Source organism: Burkholderia sp. Ac-20384, assembly GCF_017104605.1.
Classification (GTDB): Bacteria; Pseudomonadota; Gammaproteobacteria; order Burkholderiales; family Burkholderiaceae; genus Burkholderia; species Burkholderia lata.
The window spans coordinates 36,527-54,372 of sequence record NZ_JAAGPE010000008.1 but is presented as its reverse complement, the minus strand read 5'-3'; the positions used below and the strand labels follow the sequence as shown (position 1 = coordinate 54,372).

At 61.2% G+C, this 17,846-nt stretch carries 18 protein-coding genes and 1 pseudogene; 10 read left to right on the top strand and 9 right to left on the bottom strand.

From position 1 onward, the window contains the following. Nucleotides 1-50: 50 nt before the first annotated feature. Nucleotides 51-1,196, bottom strand: coding sequence for a TIR domain-containing protein (locus G3O00_RS03080; protein WP_206142008.1), 1,146 nt, complete (start codon nt 1,194-1,196; stop codon nt 51-53). Between the two features lie 824 nt (nt 1,197-2,020). Here G3O00_RS03080 and G3O00_RS03075 point away from each other — a divergent pair. Continuing rightward, complete coding sequence (locus tag G3O00_RS03075; RefSeq protein ID WP_241024913.1) at nt 2,021-2,359, top strand: hypothetical protein; 339 nt, start codon at nt 2,021-2,023, stop codon at nt 2,357-2,359. A gap of 167 nt (nt 2,360-2,526) precedes the next feature. Here G3O00_RS03075 and G3O00_RS03070 read toward each other — a convergent pair whose 3' ends face one another. The 3 genes from G3O00_RS03070 to G3O00_RS03060 form a co-directional block, all read right to left on the bottom strand. Continuing rightward, nucleotides 2,527-3,762 carry an amidohydrolase family protein gene (locus G3O00_RS03070; protein WP_206142007.1) on the bottom strand — a complete coding sequence of 412 codons (1,236 nt, stop codon included), beginning with the start codon at nt 3,760-3,762 and terminating at the stop codon, nt 2,527-2,529. 12 nt (nt 3,763-3,774) lie between these two features. Continuing rightward, complete coding sequence (locus G3O00_RS03065; protein ID WP_206142006.1) at nt 3,775-5,091, bottom strand: MFS transporter; 1,317 nt, start codon at nt 5,089-5,091, stop codon at nt 3,775-3,777. 133 nt (nt 5,092-5,224) lie between these two features. Further along, complete coding sequence (locus G3O00_RS03060; protein ID WP_206142005.1) at nt 5,225-6,136, bottom strand: LysR substrate-binding domain-containing protein; 912 nt, start codon at nt 6,134-6,136, stop codon at nt 5,225-5,227. 207 nt (nt 6,137-6,343) lie between these two features. On the opposite strand from G3O00_RS03060, the gene G3O00_RS03055 reads away from it, so the two are divergent. The 5 genes from G3O00_RS03055 (at nt 6,344) to G3O00_RS03035 (ending at nt 9,627) form a co-directional block, all read left to right on the top strand. After that, entirely contained in the window at nt 6,344-6,604 is a 261-nt protein-coding gene (locus G3O00_RS03055; protein ID WP_174938825.1) for a hypothetical protein, read from the top strand. Between the two features lie 43 nt (nt 6,605-6,647). Next, nucleotides 6,648-6,875, top strand: a complete 228-nt coding sequence (locus G3O00_RS03050; protein ID WP_011355943.1) for a hypothetical protein — start codon at nt 6,648-6,650, stop codon at nt 6,873-6,875. Nucleotides 6,876-7,025: 150 nt separating this feature from the next. After that, entirely contained in the window at nt 7,026-7,814 is a 789-nt protein-coding gene (locus G3O00_RS03045; RefSeq protein WP_206142004.1) for a hypothetical protein, read from the top strand. 194 nt (nt 7,815-8,008) lie between these two features. After that, nucleotides 8,009-8,464, top strand: coding sequence for a GNAT family N-acetyltransferase (locus G3O00_RS03040; protein WP_174931830.1), 456 nt, complete (start codon nt 8,009-8,011; stop codon nt 8,462-8,464). A gap of 239 nt (nt 8,465-8,703) precedes the next feature. Beyond that, nucleotides 8,704-9,627 (top strand): DUF4238 domain-containing protein, encoded by a 924-nt coding sequence (locus tag G3O00_RS03035; protein ID WP_206142003.1) that lies wholly within the window; start codon nt 8,704-8,706, stop codon nt 9,625-9,627. Between the two features lie 111 nt (nt 9,628-9,738). Here G3O00_RS03035 and G3O00_RS43875 read toward each other — a convergent pair. After that, nucleotides 9,739-10,102, bottom strand: a pseudogene (locus tag G3O00_RS43875) (LysR family transcriptional regulator); the annotation flags it as partial. A gap of 108 nt (nt 10,103-10,210) precedes the next feature. Beyond that, entirely contained in the window at nt 10,211-11,185 is a 975-nt protein-coding gene (locus tag G3O00_RS03025; protein ID WP_206142002.1) for a hypothetical protein, read from the bottom strand. 260 nt (nt 11,186-11,445) lie between these two features. On the opposite strand from G3O00_RS03025, the gene G3O00_RS03020 reads away from it, so the two are divergent. The 4 genes from G3O00_RS03020 to G3O00_RS03005 all read left to right on the top strand — a co-directional run bounded on the left by G3O00_RS03020 (nt 11,446) and on the right by G3O00_RS03005 (nt 13,611). Then, nucleotides 11,446-11,856 (top strand): TIGR02594 family protein, encoded by a 411-nt coding sequence (locus tag G3O00_RS03020; protein ID WP_011355942.1) that lies wholly within the window; start codon nt 11,446-11,448, stop codon nt 11,854-11,856. A gap of 149 nt (nt 11,857-12,005) precedes the next feature. Next, the gene (gene yfcF, locus G3O00_RS03015; protein WP_206142001.1) at nt 12,006-12,638 is read left to right on the top strand and encodes a glutathione transferase; all 633 of its coding nucleotides are present in this window, start codon (nt 12,006-12,008) and stop codon (nt 12,636-12,638) included. 147 nt (nt 12,639-12,785) lie between these two features. Next, entirely contained in the window at nt 12,786-13,409 is a 624-nt protein-coding gene (locus G3O00_RS03010) for a LysE family transporter (protein WP_206142000.1), read from the top strand. 7 nt (nt 13,410-13,416) lie between these two features. Further along, entirely contained in the window at nt 13,417-13,611 is a 195-nt protein-coding gene (locus tag G3O00_RS03005) for a hypothetical protein (protein WP_041493365.1), read from the top strand. Between the two features lie 50 nt (nt 13,612-13,661). Here G3O00_RS03005 and G3O00_RS03000 read toward each other — a convergent pair whose 3' ends face one another. From G3O00_RS03000 to G3O00_RS02990, 3 genes are read right to left on the bottom strand one after another with little or no spacing between them, the layout of a single operon-like run. After that, a complete protein-coding gene (locus G3O00_RS03000; RefSeq protein WP_206141999.1) occupies nt 13,662-15,098 on the bottom strand; it encodes an efflux transporter outer membrane subunit in 1,437 nt (478 codons plus the stop codon). A gap of 19 nt (nt 15,099-15,117) precedes the next feature. Next, complete coding sequence (locus G3O00_RS02995) at nt 15,118-16,692, bottom strand: DHA2 family efflux MFS transporter permease subunit (protein WP_206141998.1); 1,575 nt, start codon at nt 16,690-16,692, stop codon at nt 15,118-15,120. 13 nt (nt 16,693-16,705) lie between these two features. After that, the gene (locus G3O00_RS02990; RefSeq protein WP_206141997.1) at nt 16,706-17,800 is read right to left on the bottom strand and encodes an HlyD family secretion protein; all 1,095 of its coding nucleotides are present in this window, start codon (nt 17,798-17,800) and stop codon (nt 16,706-16,708) included. Between the last annotated feature and the right edge of the window lie 46 nt (nt 17,801-17,846).

Sequence of the window (17,846 nt, the reverse complement as noted above, 5' to 3'; positions counted from 1 at the left end):
GCAATCTCTATTTTATTGGTGTGATGTATGGGTATATTTTTTTGGGGTTTTTATTGGAATTCAAAGGGAGATTTTTCTCCTTTTTTCAGGGTGTCCTTTAGGTCGTACAAAGGTACATCGACGATCCATGAGCCAAATGAGTATGCGGCTACTGTATATGGAGGGAAGTAAAAGGTGAGCTTCTCACTTGTTATCGTGAACGTCTCAAAGTTAGAGAGGTTTGGCGCGGTTGCGGTCAGAAATGTTTCATTCCGGTAATCGTCCGCTTTGATATCAGTTCCGCATCTATTCCAATATTCTCGGGCTATCGATTTTCTGCACTCTTGACTTATAATCTCGGCGGCCATATCGTTGTCAGAAAATAGTTCCCACAAGCTGAATGGAAGAAGGTAGTCTTTTGTGGCTGCGAAATTAAAAGTTTCGTGAAATTCGTTTGAGTGTGCGGCTCCTGCGCCATACCAGCTGCAATTGTAGTAGACGCTAATATTTTTCGCGGTGGCCGATGCTATACCGAAATTATCCCATCGACCGTTCATGTGGAAGGCATTAAGTTCGCCGTCAGGTGCTGGATATAGATCTTGATCTATATCCCACGGCTTTGTACGATTGCTGACTAACAGCTGAGTCGCCCTTCCGAGAAAAATCCTGTTTAAGCTCTCAGCAGCTTCCGGAAATTGATCGGAAGAAAAATCGGGATAGTCAATAGAAATTGCGTACCCTGGTTGGCCAGCTTGCTTTTCCGTGATTGTACGAGAGAATACCTTGTAAGGTCCATGCTCAACGCTGTCAAGTATCGCAACATCTTGCTGTTCCGCCGCTCGCATGATCGATGCGATAATCTTGTTTTTCGCACCTGGTTCACTGTATTGAATATATTGAGCACGCTTAGAAATCTCGTAAGGTACGTCGCATTGCTCAAGAAGCACTGGGATGACGTAAATATCATCGGCGTGCTTATACTGCAGATTCTGAACGGCGGTGTTGGCCTCACGCGTCACGAACGAGCGCTTCTTGACAGAACTTGGGCTCATGAAAAGAATAACGACGTTCGCTTCATTTAGAGCCTTTTCAATTTCGCGTTCCCACGCTTGGCCCGGCAAAAGTCGCTCTTGATCCATCCAAGGATCAAGACCCAGCGCCTTGAGGTGATCATGGAATTCTTTGACGATCGCGCCGTCTTCTTTGGCGTAGCTCAAAAATACTCTCAAGGCTACCTCTCTTTTATCAATAGATTATTTTTAAATGGTGTTCGCGTTACCGGATGTGTGACTCAGGCCATTCGCCCGGCTCCACGTAAGTTTAACTGCAAGCCGCTTAACATCGATCTGGGGCCAAAGGATCGTGCCAGGTTGGTAGTGGCTACTTCCGGCAGAGGACCTTAGGCTTTAGCAGAGATTTTCGAATGGAGCCTTATCGCATAAGGTGTTGCATCATCGGAGTGAAGTTTGCAAATACGTCGTTGGGTTGGGTACTCATGTGATCGGAAGAGTAACCTTGGCGGTCTGAGTTTACCAGCGATCTGAACGTACAAGCGTGAAGTTCGCCATTTGGCCGTTTGGCCAGTTGCGGACGGAGGCAAGAGGCGGCTATCGGCTGCAGATGATGGTACTGGAGGCGGTCGTATGTAATAGACGTTCCAGTGCCGTATGTCTAGGCTCGACCACTAGTGGTCGTTACATCGAGCTAGAGCGTTAGCAGTCGCAAGTCGTCGGGTTTGCTGAGCCGAGCAGTGGATTGATCAGCAGTAGCGATTCGTAGGGTAAAAGTCCTCCAAATTGCTGACCTGGAGCATCAGGCATGGGCACGCACGTCCCTACACCTAACGGCTAATATCTAGCAATCCCCCATTTCTGAGATGCCAGCGCGACTACACTGGTCATGAAGCCTTGCTTCTCGTCATCGGGAGTAGAGCGCAGTCCCCTTCGCACCGATGGTCGACCGTAAGTCGTCTTGCCCAACAAGACGTAGCGAAGGGGGAAAAAGAAGGGGAAACCCAAGGCATCAAAGAAGCGCGGGCCGCATGGGCGGCAACCCATACGACCCGCTGACCACCACCAACTCAACACAGGAGTCGGCAATGGCTAACGCCTATAGTAAGACACGTCCCAAGAAGCTCAAACAGTATCCCGAGGTTGAGCTGATCCTCGACAACAAGCCTGACCTTCCGCAGAAGGGTCAGCCGTACATGCCGTGGATGCGCGCGATCGACGCGCATTTCGAGATGTTCGGATTCCTGCCAGGTGATCGTGTATATCTCGAGTTCAATTTCGATCTTCGGTTCGTCACGATCAAACCTGACCGCAGCGCGCTGAACTGGCGAGAGCAGCCGTACGGTGCGGCGGCCCAAGAAAAGGAATAGTCATAAGCGGCAAGGGCCGCTTCGCGCGGCCCTTACTACTGGATTGCAGATTCCGCCGGAACACAACCGAGAGCGGCGGCCATTGCGGGCGCCGCGCCCGTGTTGATGCTCACCTTCAACGATTGTCACGACCGCTGTATGGGGAGGGACCCGCGCAACCGCAAACCCTAACCCGCGCGCGCTTTCACAACCTTCCCCCGCTGCAACACATATTCGACGCGCTCCCCCTGACCGGCCACCACCCCAATATCCTCAAGCGGATTCCCATCGAGCATGACCAGATCTGCGATCGCTCCCGCCGCAACCACCCCAAGCTGCCCTTGCATGTTGACGATCTCCGCCGCCACGGTCGTCGCTGACCTGAGCGCTTCTAGATTCCCGAGCACCTCTGCCCGAATCCGGAACTCTCCGCACTGAAACGCATGCATTTCCCCAAGCAGATCCGACCCGAACCCCATCTTCACGCCGGCGTTCGCATAGATTTCCAGCGATTCGCGTCCCTTCTGCTGAACGGAGGCCACCTTTGCCACCGATTCGGGCGGCATCCCGAACTCCGCGCCGTGTTTGGCAAGCGCGTCATAAGTGACAAGCGTGGGCACCACAAACGCCCCACGCTCATGCATCAGTTTCGCCGCAGCCTCATCCACAAGATTCCCGTGTTCGATCGTCCGAACCCCACAGCGCACCGCCCGCGCAATCGCCCGCCCCGTATACGCATGCGCCATCACATAAGTATTCACGGCCTCGGCTTCATCCACGATGGCCCGAATCTCGTCCTCGGAGTACTGCGTGTTCGCAATCGGGTCGGTTGGCGAAGCAACGCCACCTGACGCCATGATCTTGATCTGCGTCGCGCCTTTCTGAATTTCTTCACGTACCGCGAGCCGTACACCTTCGACCCCGTCCACCACCCGAGCAATCGCTCCCGTCCTGAAACAGCAAGAACAAGGCTCCAGCAAGTCCCCACGCGGCCGAAAGTCCCCATGCCCACCGGTTTGCGACAACGCCTTTCCCGACGGAAAAATCCGTGGCCCCGACACCAGCCCGGTCTCGACCGCCTGCATCAAACTCCAGTCCGCACCGCCCGCATCGCGCACGCTGGTAAAACCGCGCGACAACATCGCATCGAGAATCGGCAACGACCGAATCGCGGCAAGAATATTCGGCTGCGTCGCATTCGCGCCGAGATTCGCATTCGAAGCCAGCACATGCACATGGCAATCGATGAACCCCGGCATCACGGTCTTGCCGCGCACGTCGATCACCTGCGCATTCGGAAAATCCACTGGCCGATCGGTGACTTCGACAATCCGGTCGCCGTCGATCACGACATGATGATGATCGAGCAGCACGCCCCGTTCGAGATCGAGTACGTTGCCGCCTTGGAGCACGGTAATGGTCATGGAGAGAGATCCTTATCGATTGACGGAAGCGCCACGCTTGGCGTCCTTAACGAAGCGCGTCCCGATGAAGCTGACGGCCGCCGCGAGGGTCACGTAGAAAGCCGGCGCCATGTTGCTGCCGGTGCGGGCGATGAGCCACGTGATCAGGAACGGTGCGAAGCCGCCGAAGATCGTGACCGCGAAGTTGTACGCGACGGACAGCCCGGTCGACAGCACCTTGGTCGGGAACAGTTCGGCGAACGCCGCGAGGATCGGCCCCGTGTAGATCGCGATCAGCACGCCGAACACGGCCTGGAACACGATCAGCGACGTGAACCCGGGCGCATGGTTGATCCACGCGAACATCGGCCACGCGAGCACGAGGATGGCCAGCGCCGATCCGGACAGGAACACGCGCCGTCCCCACACGTCGGCGAGCCGGCCGACGATCGGCGAGCAGCACATGATCATCAGCCCGCCGACCATGCCGGCTGCGAAGCCGGTCGATTGCGGCAGATGCAGCGTGCGCACGGAATACGTCGGCATGTAGAAGAGCAGCACGTAGGTGCAGACGGTCCACAGAATGACCATCGAAAAGCTCGCGAACGTCTCGCGCGGGTAGGTGGACAGCACTTCCTTCAGCGGCGAGCTTTCTTTCGCCTGCGCTTCGACGGCACTGAACGCGGGCGTCTCGTCGATATGGCTGCGGATGAAGTAGCCGACGGGCCCGACGATGATCCCGAGCAGGAACGGCAGTCGCCAGCCCCAGCTATGCAGCGCCTGCGCGTCGAGCGACGTCGTGACGAAGGTGCCGGTCGCCGCGCCGAGCAGTACCGCGAAGCCGATGCTCGACTGGATCCAGCTCGAGTAGTACGCGCGCTTCTCCGGCGGCGCGTATTCGGTGAGGAACGCGGTGGCACCGCCCATCTCGCCGCCGGCCGAGAAACCTTGCAGCAGCCGCGCGACGACGATCAGCAGCGGCGCGGCGATGCCGGCCTGTTCGTAGGTCGGCGCGAGCCCGATGAGCGCGGTGCCGGCTGCCATCATGAGGATGGTGAGCGACAGCGCGGCTTTGCGCCCGACCTTGTCGGCGTAGATGCCGAGCACGATGCCGCCGACGGGCCGCATGAAGAAGCCGACGCCGAACGTCGCGACGGTCAGCAGCACGGACGTCAGTTCGTTGCCGGTCGGAAAGAACAGTTTCGCGATGATGACCGCGAAGAAGCTGTAGACGGTGAAATCGAACCATTCGAGACCGTTGCCGATCACGGTCGCGACGATGGCGCGGCGGCGCTGCTGCACCGCCGCATCGACGGCAGGCGCGGCGCGCGGGGAAAGCGTTCCTTGCATGGTCTCTTCCTTGGGCAGAAGACGGGACGGGCGCCCCGCGTGAACCCCATGCTAAGGACAGCGCGATTTTTTTCTGAAACGAAAGATTCGCATGCACGCATGCGCTGGACGCATGCGTTGCGTTCCGGATGCGTCAGGGCGCCGTCTGCCGCTCCGCCTGTTCGAACAGCCAGCGGGTGAACAGGCGCGCGGCATGGTTCTGCGCGCGGTCGTTGGGCGAGATCACGTAGTAACCGCCACCGTGGCTCGCGGATGCGTCGGTCACGCGCACGAGCAGCCCGGCCTCGATGCATGCGTCGATCATGTAGCGCCAGCCGAGCGATATGCCCTGGCCGAGGATGGTCATCTGCACGATCTGCGGATACGAGTTGATGGTGATGTCCTGCGGCTGAGCCTTTTGCCGGTCGATATCGTTCTGGTCGAACCATTCGGACCACGACATCCACTGTCGCTGCCCGTCCTCGAGGCGCAGCAGCGTCTCGTTCGCGAGATCGGCCGCGTCGAGCGTGCGGCAGGCCAGGTAACCCGGCGCGCAGACGGGAAACACTTCCTCGTCGAACAGACGGCGCGCGGTGTATTCGGCGGGCGCCTGCTGGCGCACGTAGTAGACGCCCACGTCGAACTCCGCCGGCGACATCGACGCGAGCCCGTCGCGCACGATCAGCCGCAGCTTGATGTCCGGATACGCGGCGCGAAACTCGGGCAGGCGCGGCGTGAGCCACAACAGCGCGACACCAGACGAGCATGCGATCGTCAGTTCGAGATCGCCGTAGGGTTTCATCACGTCGTGCGTGGCTTCCGCGCATTGCGTGAGGAGACGGTGCACCTGCTCTGCGTATTGCTCGCCGGCGATCGTCAGCCGCAGCGAACGATGTTCGCGCACGAACAGCGAGCGGCCGAGGAATTCCTCGAGCTGCTGGATCTGCCGGCTGATGGCGCTTTGGGTCAGGTGCAACTCGGTGGCCGCGCGCGTGAAGCTCGCATGCCGCACGGCGGCTTCGAACGCGATGAGGCACTGCAGGGGCGGCAGGGGCGTGATGCGCATGGCGGGTGTGAAGGTCTCGTGGCTCGCGACATCATAAGCGCGGATCGAAAGGAAATCACAAGCTGACGCATGGGGGAAAGCCCGACCGTCCGGGGCGTAATACAGATTTACAAAGTCCGGGCGATGCGGCGTCAACAGTGGGCAGGGACGGGGCGTTCACTACTGCAGCAACAATCCTTTTCACGACAAGACGGAAGAACTGTACTCATGAAACTCAAATCCATTCCCGTGATTCTGTGCGCTGCGCTGATGGCGAATGCCGCGTTCGCCGACGAGCTTCACAACAAGGCGATGGCCGCCACGCACGATCTTCAGCGGTCCATCGAAGAGATGCACGTGATCCAGCAGGAACATGGCGGCGAGTTCGGTGGCCACATGGCGCGTGCCGAGCAACTGGCACGGCAGGCCGAGCAGGAGCGTAACGCCGCGCTCGAGTACTACCGCGCGCGACATCCGGGCTGGCAGTAACCCCTGTTCGCTTCACATGGCCACGATGTCTGGATGATCGATCATGAAATCTAAAACCTGTTACACCCTGGTCGCGTCGCTGCTGCTGGGCGCGTCACTATCCGGCTGCGTGGTGGCGCCGGCTGAACCGCCGGCGGTCGCTCCCGCGGGCGTCGTCTACGTTGCGCCGGTCGGCGTGATGCCGGCTCCCGGTTATTCGTGGCGCTATCACCCGCACTATGGGTGGGGATGGTGGCATCCGCACTACGGCTGGCATCGCGGCTGGCGTTGACGCGTAACTGCGCGGGAATGCCCAGGCATCGATCGCGGACGCAGAGCAGGTATTCGCGATTTAAAATGAGATGTTTCTGAGGGACGGCTGCCGTGGGTTCACGGCAGCCGTTTTTGTATGTTGGTGCGGGATTCGGTGACGTCTATAAAAATGAAACGCATTTCCAAGTGGAAGATCGGGGTGGGGGCGGCGGTGCTCGTCGTGGTGGCGGCTGCGGTGGGGGCGAAGGTGATTGCGTCGCCTACTGATTCTTATCTCGCCTATCGGAAGAAAGCCGTCGACACGATTACAGCGGCGCGGATGGAAGATCAGGCGGATCTGGACAAGAAATATACGGCTGAGGTGAATGCGCGACTGGTTAAGCTTGTCGGGACGGTCAGGGCGAAAGGTTTTTCCGCGAAGGCGGGGAGTACCGTGGATACCCTCTACATCGACAACGGGATGACGCCCGGGCCGGATGGACTGCTCTTGAAGTCGAATGACGGGAAGGTGAATCTCGTTGCGACGACGGTTCCGCTTTTGAAGGCTTGGGCTGCGACGGCGGATGCGGGGATCAAGTCCACGGACGATGTTGCCGTTATCTTCGATAACGAGACGTTTTACACCGACGTACTGGGTGGCGACGCTGCGGAGTTTCGGTTTGCCGAAGTGCCGGTGAAGCGGAAACCGACTGATGCGGTGGTGAAGGCGTTGCTGCTGGGTGACAGCCAGGACGGGATGCCGGATGGGCCAAATACGTTGATGGTGTCGGTCAAGCAGGGCGCACGGGTTTATCTCATGTGGCGGGATGCGACGTTGCCGACGATCGTCGCTTGCAGTGCGGGGCACGTGGCAGAGGAGCAGCGGCCAGCCTGTTTCGCGCAGCAATTGCCCAAGCAAAGGCGTTTTTCACGGTTTGTGTCCGAAGCGCAGGCGATGGTCGATGCGGTTGTTCAATAGGAGGCAATTGTCTTGATGGTCGCTGAGTCGTGCGATATCACGGGGCGATCGGATTCGCCCGCATTTTTGAGAGGTTCGACAGTACCGGATACATCACTGACAATCAGCGGCTGAAGACCGGATGGTCATCGATGTTGAGTGCTGCTACTTCGGCGGGTACTTCAATTTCTCTTTTTTTCATAGCTTTGTCTGCCATGACTATCGCTTTCGAGTCTCCCGACCAACCCGACGTGATCGCTCTCATCGCCGATCTGGATGCGTACCAGGACACCCTGTATCCCCCTGAGAGCCGGCACGCTCTGGATATTGCGTCGCTCAAGCAATCCAATGTGCTGTTCGCCGTAGCGCGGGACAGCGAAGGTAAGGCAATTGGATGCGGGGCGATTGTCCTCAACGCCGAATTCGGTGAATTGAAGCGGATGTATGTCAGCCCGCGCGGCCGCGGGCAGGGTGTGGCCCAGAAGCTCATCAGCGTGCTCGAGGCACGGGCAATCGATCTAGGTTGCAAGTTGTTCACGCTTGAAACCGGACCTTATCAAAACGAGGCGCTGGCTTTGTATGCGTCTGCCGGATATCAGCATCGGGGACCATTTGGTGATTACACGGATGATCCATTGAGTATTTTCATGGAGAAACACATCGAGTTCTGAGGGGCGGGCTTGTGCGAACTCGAAAGGGCATCTAGTGATGTCCAGTTGGTCGTCCGGTTTCGGCCAGGAGCAGCCAGTCGCGAATGGCCGCTTGATGGTTTGCCTGCAACGTTACCCGTCACACTCACAACTCATGGCTATCTGGCAATTTGACGTTTCTTTCGTGCAGCGCGAACGTGCCGTGCCTTGGCGCACGGAAAACGGTGCGCATCCGTGCAACAAGAAGGGGGAGAGATAACATGGCCTTAGCTATCAATCAGCACTGGGTTCCCCAGTTCTACCTTCGTGGGTTCACGACGGCGCCCAATAGCGGAAAAGTCGTGGTCACTGACATCAAGGCTGCGTATGCAGGTAATCCTACCGCCGTGACGAAGGCGCTGGATAAGGTGGCCTGTATGGACCACCTCTACTCCTCCGCCCTGCCGGACAACACGTTCGTACCCAACCATACAAACGACGGCGCGGGATGGGACCCCAGCGTTGACCGGGCGCTGCAAGTGATTGAGACGGCGTCAGGGAACCTGTGGAGGGAGATGCGCGAAGATCCGCTTAAAATCGACTTTTCGCCTGGAAAGCAGGCGCGCACGACAGCTTGCAGGTTCCTCGCAAGCCTGCATTTGCGGAACCCGCGGATGGTAGGGGTAGCGAAGGTCGCGCAAGGCCAGGCAGTGATTCCCCCTTTAAGCACGCAGTACGGCCGGGACGCTTTTCACTCCATGGTTGATAGCACGCCGACCAACATGGACGCAACGCTCGCAGGCATCGCCGACCGGGAGCCATTCTTGAAGGCTCAGAGCGCACACTTGAATGACGTCTTCTCAACCCTTGAGGGCCTGCATTGGGACTTTCGTTACTTTCCCGGCAATGCAGGAGCCGGACCGCTCTGCACCACGGATACGCCTCTGTTCTGCGTGGACCACAAGACATTTGAGTCGACCTCTATGGATAGCCCCAAATGTTTGGTGGTCTGCGCCTTGACAAGTCGGCTGCTCCTTCTCGCGACAGGCACTCCCACCACGGACCGTAATGGTCTCGTTAAAGCTCAGGACGTTAAGAGTTCTGCCGAGTTCATCACTTTGATGAATCAGTTTATCGTGCACTATGGAACGCGCGAGGCGTACTCTGGAAAGGATCTTGGAACAGATTTCCCATTTCTTAGGTAGGCTATCCAAGTGGGTAGAGCGCGGAAACACAGAACGAGCGTCCGCTTTGTGGCGTCGAATCTACGCTTTCGAAGGACTGCAACGGGTCGATTGCTTACGTTGGCATTGACGGTACGCGGCGCGAAACTCGGGCAGGCGCGGCGTGAGCCACAGCAGCGCCACACCGGACGAGCACGCGATCGTCAGTTCGAGATCGCCGTACGGCTTCATCACGTCATGCGTGGCTTCCGCGCATTGCGTGAGGAGACGGTGCACCTGCGCTGCGTATTGCTCGCCGGCGATCGTCAGCGAGCAGCGAACGCTGTTCGCGCACGAACAGCGAGCGGCCGAGGAATTCCTCGAGCTGCTGGATCTGCCGGCTGATGGCGCTTTGGATCAGGTGCAGCTCGGCGGCCGCGCGCGTGAAGCTCGCATGCCGCACGGCGGCTTCGAACGCGATGAGGCACTGAAGGGGCGGCAGGGGCGTGATGCGCATGGCGGGTGTGAGGGGCGTGTGGCTCACGACATCATAAGCGGGGATCGCGAGGGAATCGCAAGCCCGCGCATGGGCAAAAGCCCGACCCGCTGCAGTGTGCCCGCTGCTTCAACGGCGGCTTTCGTCGGCCGTCTCGCTATCGTCGATGCGAAAAACGATCGGCCCTCGCGGATAGTTCTTGATATCCGGAGAGAAGTCGTACTTCCCCTCGCCGCAATAATATAAAAACGAAACGATCCAGATCGCGAAGGAGAAGATCAGGGAGAGGCGCCCCCAGATGAAGAAGGCCAGCAGGCCGAGCGCGGTAAGAATGGAGAAAAAGACGACGGCCTTGCGCCACGGCGTTCTGAGTTTCTGCCAGGTCTCCGGGTGAATGCCGGCGGCAATGAAGGTATTGCGATTGAAGCGCAGCCCCTGATGCGCGAGGCCGCACAGAAGGGCGACGAGCAGGTCGTGACGATTCTTGAAGCCCGCGCAGCGAATGGCATCGTCGGCGTCGGTCGGGATGAGATTCATGCGCAGCGTATAGGCCGCGACGGGTTCGCGCGTGGCGCGTCGCCAGAACTGGAAGTTCGCGGGGCTCCTGGTGACGCCGGACGCCGTGTTGTATTCGACGTCATAGGGTCGGTCGGGGTTGGCAACGGCTTCGCGCCATTCGATGCACTGTGCTTTCGGGATGGCGGCCGTTTCCGGACGCTTGCCGAGACCATAGCGGAAACCGGTCGAGTCGACCTCGAACCAGGCGCCGGCATGTCTTGCCCCGCCAATGAAGATCTTCACGGCCCACGCGATCACACCCAGCAGCACGAGCCACAGGATGAACACGATGAAGCCTTTGTTGAAAAACGACCCGTCGTAAAACGGACTGACGAGCAACCCCGTGAATATCGTGCCGAACAGCAGCGCCAGCCCGATATTGACGAGGTACGTGTTGAACAGATCGGGAACGCCTTCGCAGGAAGGGATGCTGTGCAGATGCGCCGGCAGCGTAATGATCCGCGGCGTCGATTCCGCATCCCGCTCCGGTCGAGTCGGCGTGCGGTCGAGTTCGGGCGAGGCGGAGTCGTCGGAAGGTGTCGTCATGGTGCGCGGATGAGGCGGTCGAGACCGGTTGGTTTTGTCATATGGTAGTCGATCTCGCGGGCGTGTCTGCCCACCCCCCGGAGGCCGGTTGACGGTAAAAAGCGATACGACCGGCGCGGACTGAAAGGCAATCACAAGCCGAAAGGGCGCTGTCGCGCTGCCGCATTCATGCGAAGATTGACCGCACAACACACTCGCCCGAGAACGACGTGACCCTATTCAACCCTGAGAGCAAACCGGACGCCGCCCATCCGCCGTGGATGCCCGTCGCGATGGCCGAACTCGGCATCCGCCGCCACCCGCCCGGCAGCATCAACCCGCGCATCGTCGAATACAACAACCAGACGAACCTGGTCGGCTACGACGACAAGATTTCCTGGTGCTCGTCGTTCGTCAACTGGTGCATGACGCACGCCGGTATTCGCGGCACGGGCTCCGCGCTTGCGCGTTCGTGGCTCGAATGGGGGAGGCCGCTGGAGCGCCCCGTCTACGGTTGTATCGCGATCCTGACGCGTGATGATCCCGCGAGCTGGAAAGGGCATGTCGGTTTCTACCTGCGTCACGACGACGAACAGGTGTATCTCTTCGGCGGCAACCAACTGGAAGAAGTGCGCGAACTCGCGTACCCGTTGGACGAAGTGATCGGTTACCGCTGGCCCGTCGCAGGATGATCTCGCGGCGACAGCGGTCACAAAACAGCAAACACCGCCTTTTCCGCCGCTGCTAATCTGTCACGCAATCACACAAATAACGACCCACCCGGAGGCCGTCGGTGCATCAACGAGCAACCGCCGACCTCCGCACCCACAAGGAGCCAGCAGTGCAAACCGGTAATCTCCGTCTCTACGCGGATACGCAATACACGAGCCCTTACGCGATGTCGGTCTTCGTTGCGCTCGAGGAAAAATCGCTGCCTTACGAACTGGTGACCGTCGATCTCGGCAACCGCGCGCATTTCGCGCCCGACTACGCGGCGACATCCCTGACGCAGCGCGTGCCGACGCTCGTACACGATGATTTCGCGCTGTCGGAATCGTCGGCGATTACCGAATATCTCGACGAGACTTTCCCGGGCACGCGGCTCTATCCGGTTGATCCGCGCCAGCGCGCACGCGCACGCCAGGTGCAGGCATGGCTGCGCAGCGACTTGATGCCGGTTCGTACGGAGCGGTCGACCGAAGTGCTGTTCTACGGGCCGTCGAGCGAGCCGCTGTCGAGTCTGGCGCAAGCCGCCGCGCAGAAACTGTTCGCGGCCGCCGACAAACTGCTCGTACCGGGCGCGGCAAACCTGTTCGGCGAATGGAGCATTGCCGATGTCGATCTGGCGGTGATGCTGAACCGTCTGGTGCTGAATGACGATCCGGTGCCGCAGCGCCTCGCCGACTATGCGCGTGCGCAGTGGGAGCGGCCGTCGGTGCAGCGCTGGGTGAAGCTGAAGCGGCCGCCGCTGTAATTCGTGGGCGCAACGAGCGCGGCGGCGGCTCGAAAGAGCGGGGCTGGCTGCCGCCGCGCCGCGTCTCAGACCGTCCCGCATGCAACCAAAATCAGCGTGCTAGAGTAAGCCGGCTTTCCCCCTTCACTCGAATCCTCCCGAACCGCCATGAGCTATCTTCCCCAACTAGCCGCAGTCGGCGGCGTGATGTTGCTGGCGTGCGTCAGCCCCGGTCCCGACCTGATCGCCGTTTCGTCCCATGCACTCGGCAATCGCCGCGCTGGCCTGCTGGCCGCGCTGGGCATCGCGTCGTCGCATGCGGTTTGGGCGGCGATGGCGATTTTCGGGCTCGGGCTGATCGTCGCGAAGCTCGCGTGGCTGTACGAGGCGATCCGCATCGCCGGTGCCGCGTACCTGATCTATCTGGGCATCAAGACGCTGTCGGGCCTGCGCCAGTCGGCACAGCAGGCTGAGGCTGCAAGCCAGCCGGTCGTTCGCGGCGGCGTGCACGCCTACCGGAAAGGGTTGCTGGTCGGCCTGACCAACCCGAAAGCCGCGGCGTTCTTCGGCAGCCTGTTCGTCACGCTGCTGCCCGCGCATGCGCCGGCATGGGTGCATGGCGCGACGCTGGCCGTGGTCGTCGCCGTATCGCTGACGTGGTTCTGCACGGTCGCCGTGCTGTTCTCGACGAACCGTGTGCAAGTCGGCTACGCGAAACTGCGCAAGCCGATCGACGCGGTGATGGGGACGATCCTGCTGGGGCTCGGCGCGAAGCTGGCACTCGACCGATAACGCTGCAATGAGTGTGCTCGGCCCGATCCTCATCGTGCTCCTGCTGGCTGCAGGCGTGTTCGTTGCGATCCGGTTCTGGCACAAACCCATCACGCGTATCTTCACCGTTATCGTCGCCGTTATCGCAGGACTGGGTATTGCGTGGGCGGCGGTTTATCTGATCGCGTTGTCGTCGGTCCAATGTCTGGGATCGTGTGGCTGACGGGCGGGGCGCCGGCAAGTGTTGATGCCGGCGCCGTATCGTGATCACGCTTAGTTCTTCGCCACAGCCTCCACCTCCGGCCCGCCCGCTGCGTCATTCCTGCTCCACCCACCCCCAAGCGACCGATAAAGCGCCACCGCCGCCAGCGCATGCTCGCGCTTGACCTGATTCAGCGAATCCGAATCCCGCAGATACACCTCCTGCGCCGACAGCACATCCAGAAAATCCGTCGCACCGCCCTTATAAAGCTGATTCGCCAATCCAAGCGCTTTATCCGAAGCAGCCAGCGCACTACCCAGCCTCCGAGACGCCTCATCGGAACTGACGAGATTCGCCCGCGCATCCTCGACTTCCCTCAACGCTTGCAGCATCGTCTGCCGCAACCCGAGTTCGGACTCGCGCATCCTGCTTTCGCTCTGCGAGATATCGGCAGTAATCCGTCCCGCATTGAAGATCGGGCTCGTCGCACTCAACGCGGCACTGAACAGGTTATCGGTCAACGTAGGCAACCCGAGATACGAAGCCGCCAGAATCCCGTCCGTCAGGTTCAACGAAAACTTCGGATACCGCTCGGCCTTCGCCACCCCGACTTGCGCCGCACGCCGCTCGACCTGCGCGTACGCGGTCAGCACATCCGGCCGCCGCAGCAACGCCTGCGAAGGCAACGTCCCTGGCGATCCAACCGGCGGCGCGGGAATCTCCCCAGCCTGCGCGAGCACGAGCCGATCGACCGATTCCGGCGTGCGCCCCGAATACACGGCGATCAGATTGAGCTGATGCGAAACCTGCGCCTGCGTTGGTGGAATCCGCGCTTCGAGTGCATCGAGCTGGTTCTGCGCACGCGTGACGTCAAGCTCGGTCGACAACCCGAACGCCTGCCGCTTGCGCGTGAGCTCGAGCGCATGCTGCCGGATCTTCGCGTTGTCCTGCAGGATCTTCAATTCCTGCTGCGCCCAGCGCAGATCGACATACGCGGAAGCCGCATCGGCCGCGAGCGCGAGCCGCATCGCATCTTCCGCATGCTTCTGCCCGACGAGCTCGGCCTGCGCGGCAAGCAGATCGAGCCGTTCGCCGCCGAACACATCAGGCGACCAGCTCAGCGCGAGCCCCGCACCGGCCTGCCGCACATAACCGAGCGGCGGCGGCGTGTTCTGGCGTGCGTCGGCCGCATGCGCGGTCGCATCGAGTTCGGGCAGCAGCACTGCGCGCTTCTGCACGGTCAGCGCCTGCGCCTGCTTCACGCGTTCGGCGGCCGCCTGCAGATCGAGGTTGTCATTGAGCACGGTGGCAATCAGCCGATCGAGCACGGGATCGTGGAATTGCGCCCACCACGCGGCGGCGTCGATGTCCGCGCGCGGCACCTCGGTATCCCAACCATCCGGCGCGAGCGTTCGAACCGAATCCTGAAGCGCCGGATGCTGCGCGGGCTGCACCGCACATCCTGCGGCGAGTGCGCTGACGGCGAGGGCGACGAGAAGTTTTTTCATGATGGTGATGACCTCAACCTCAGTGCGCGTCCGGCGGCGGCGCGTTCAGGGAAATGGGTTTGGAGAAGACGACCGCGATCAGCGCGACGACGAAGCACAGCGACAGCGCGTAGTACGCATCCGCGTAGGTGAGCGTCAGCGCTTCGCGATAGATCAGGTGGTGCAGGTTCGCGAGCCCGGCTTGCGCGGTGTCCAGCGTGTTGCCGGCCACGGACGTCCAGTACGCGGCCTGGCGATCGAGCAGCGATGAGACCTGCGGCTGGCCGGCGCTCACGTGCTCGTTCAGGCGCAGGTAGTGAAAGTTCAGCCGGTCGTTGAGCATCGTCGCGCTCACCGCGATGCCGATCGCACCGCCGAGATTGCGCATCAGGTTGAACAGGCCGCTCGCCGATTTCAGGCGCGACTGCGGCAGCGAGCCGAGCGCCATCGTCACGATCGGCGGCACGCTGAACTGCTGGCCGATGCCGCGCAGTGCCTGCGGCAGCAGCAGTTCGCGCCAGCCCCAGTCGTGCGTGATCGGCGTGTACAGGTAGCAGCCGAGCCCGAAACAGATCAACCCGAACACGAGCAGCGCGCGCAGGCTGAAGAAGCGCGCGGCGAACGCATACGCACAGAGCGCGACCAGCTGGAACGCGCCGACCGACAGCAATGCCATGCCGATCTGCAGCGAGCTGAATGCGCGCACCTGCGCAAGAAACAGCGGCGTCAGGAACACGGTCACGAAGATCCCGATGCCGGTCACGAACGACAGCAGGCTGCCGATCCCGAAGTTGCGCACGACGAGCGCGCGCAGGTCGACGATCGGATCCTTCGCGGTCAGCGCATGCACGATGAACAGGAAGCCGCAGATGCCGGAGATCCACGCGCAGATCACGATCGCGTCGTCGCCGAACCAGTTCTTGCGCGGGCCTTCTTCCAGCACGTATTCGAGGCAGCCGAGGAAGCCCGACATCAGCACGATGCCGAGATAGTCGCCGCGCTTGATGAGGCTGAGATCGGGTTCGTCGATGTGCACGTAGCGCGGCACGAGCGCGGCCACCGCGATGCCCGGCACGAGGTTCAGGTAGAACAGCCAGTGCCACGACCACTGGTCGGTGATCCAGCCGCCGATCACGGGGCCGATCGCCGGCGCGAGCGACGCGAGCGCGCCGATGGTCGTCGAGGCGATCAGCCGCTGCTTGCCGGGGAACAGCACGAACGCGGTGGTGAATACGGTCGGGATCATCGCGGCGCCGAGCGCACCCTGCAGCCCGCGAAACAGGATCATCGAGTTGATGTCCCATGCGACGCCGCACAGCATGCTGGTGATCGTGAAACCGACCGCCGATGCGGCGAACAGCCAGCGCGTCGACATCACTTTCGACAGCCAGCCCGACATCGGGATCACGATGATCTCGGCGATCAGGTAGGCCGTTTGCACCCACGACAATTCGTCCTGGCTGGCGGAAAGCCCGCCGCCGATGTCGCGCAGCGACGATGCGACGATCTGGATGTCGAGCGTCGCCATGAAGAAGCCGACGCACATCAGCGCGAAAGCGAACACGCGCTGCTTGGTGGGTTGCGACGCGGGGTCGCCGGAAAACGCGGTGGTCATCGTCATCTCCCGTTCAGTTCGCGTGATCGGTATGCACGGTCACGACCGCGGACAGGCCGGGGCGCAGCACGTGGTCGAGGCCCGGCTGCGGATCGAGATGCACGCGCACCGGTATGCGCTGGACGATCTTCGTGAAGTTGCCGGTCGCGTTCTCGGGCGGCAGCACGCTGAAGGTCGCGCCGGTCGCGGGCGCGAGGCTGTCGACGCGGCCGTGCAGTTTCGTGCTCGACGCATCGAGCGATACGTCGACGCGATCGCCCGCGTGCATCTTGCGAAGCTGGTCTTCCTTGAAGTTCGCGTCGACCCACAGTCCGGAAGCCGGCACGACCGTCAGCAGTGGCACGCCGACGTTCGCGAGCATCCCGACGCGGCCCGTGCGGTTGCCGACGTAGCCATCGACCGGCGAGCGGATCGTCGTGTATTCGACGTTGAGCGCGGCGACGCGCTGCGCGGCAAGCGCTGTGTTCACGCGGGCTTGCGCATCGGCGAGCTGCGCGCCGAGTACGTCGAGTTGCCGCTTCGACGCGAGCAGCGCGGCGTCGCTGCGTTCGACGGCGGCGCCGGCCTTCGAGTAGTCGGCGTCCGCGCGTTCGACGATCTGGTTCGACACGGCGTCGGATTTGACGAGCTCGCGATAGCGCACGCGGTCCGACGCCGCACGTGTCAGCTCGGCCGACGACGCGTTCTTGTCGGCCGCCTGCTGGCCGATCACCGCGTATTGCAGTTGCTGCTTCGCCGCGAGTTCCGTCACGGCGGAGCGGGCGCTGTCGACTTCGGCGCTGGCCTGCGCGAGCTTCGCGTCGTAGTCGCGCGCATCGAGCTGCACGAGCACGTCGCCGGCCTTCACACGCTGGTTGTCGGTCACGAGGATCTTGTCAACGAAGCCGTTGACCTTCGGCGCGAGCACCGTCACGTCGCCGCCGACATACGCATCGTCGGTGCTCTCCTGGAAGCGCAGCACGAACAGCCAGTCGAGCGCGGCGGCGACGACGACGATGACGACGGCACCCACCGCGATGCGCATCCACGGCACGCGGCGCTGTTGCTTCGCGGGCTGGTCGAGTGTGGCTGCTTCACGGGATGTAGCAGCGGCTTGGGTCGTATCCATCGATTCACCTATGTATATACACTTATCAAGTCGATCGACGACGGGT

Excerpts from the sequence above, each read along its gene's own strand:
- G3O00_RS03025 (WP_206142002.1), bottom strand. The coding sequence starts at position 11,185 with ATGACGACACCTTCCGACGACTCCGCCTCGCCCGAACTCGACCGCACG.
- G3O00_RS03050 (WP_011355943.1), top strand. The coding sequence starts at position 6,648 with ATGAAATCTAAAACCTGTTACACCCTGGTCGCGTCGCTGCTGCTGGGC.
- G3O00_RS02995 (WP_206141998.1), bottom strand. The coding sequence starts at position 16,692 with ATGACCACCGCGTTTTCCGGCGACCCCGCGTCGCAACCCACCAAGCAG.
- G3O00_RS03060 (WP_206142005.1), bottom strand. The coding sequence starts at position 6,136 with ATGCGCATCACGCCCCTGCCGCCCCTGCAGTGCCTCATCGCGTTCGAA.
- G3O00_RS02990 (WP_206141997.1), bottom strand. The coding sequence starts at position 17,800 with ATGGATACGACCCAAGCCGCTGCTACATCCCGTGAAGCAGCCACACTC.
- G3O00_RS03070 (WP_206142007.1), bottom strand. The coding sequence starts at position 3,762 with ATGACCATTACCGTGCTCCAAGGCGGCAACGTACTCGATCTCGAACGG.
- G3O00_RS03075 (WP_241024913.1), top strand. The coding sequence starts at position 2,021 with ATGGGCGGCAACCCATACGACCCGCTGACCACCACCAACTCAACACAG.
- G3O00_RS03005 (WP_041493365.1), top strand. The coding sequence starts at position 13,417 with ATGAGTGTGCTCGGCCCGATCCTCATCGTGCTCCTGCTGGCTGCAGGC.
- G3O00_RS03065 (WP_206142006.1), bottom strand. The coding sequence starts at position 5,091 with ATGCAAGGAACGCTTTCCCCGCGCGCCGCGCCTGCCGTCGATGCGGCG.
- G3O00_RS03000 (WP_206141999.1), bottom strand. The coding sequence starts at position 15,098 with ATGAAAAAACTTCTCGTCGCCCTCGCCGTCAGCGCACTCGCCGCAGGA.
- G3O00_RS03055 (WP_174938825.1), top strand. The coding sequence starts at position 6,344 with ATGAAACTCAAATCCATTCCCGTGATTCTGTGCGCTGCGCTGATGGCG.
- G3O00_RS03010 (WP_206142000.1), top strand. The coding sequence starts at position 12,786 with ATGAGCTATCTTCCCCAACTAGCCGCAGTCGGCGGCGTGATGTTGCTG.
- G3O00_RS03040 (WP_174931830.1), top strand. The coding sequence starts at position 8,009 with ATGACTATCGCTTTCGAGTCTCCCGACCAACCCGACGTGATCGCTCTC.
- G3O00_RS03020 (WP_011355942.1), top strand. The coding sequence starts at position 11,446 with ATGCCCGTCGCGATGGCCGAACTCGGCATCCGCCGCCACCCGCCCGGC.
- G3O00_RS03045 (WP_206142004.1), top strand. The coding sequence starts at position 7,026 with ATGAAACGCATTTCCAAGTGGAAGATCGGGGTGGGGGCGGCGGTGCTC.
- G3O00_RS03035 (WP_206142003.1), top strand. The coding sequence starts at position 8,704 with ATGGCCTTAGCTATCAATCAGCACTGGGTTCCCCAGTTCTACCTTCGT.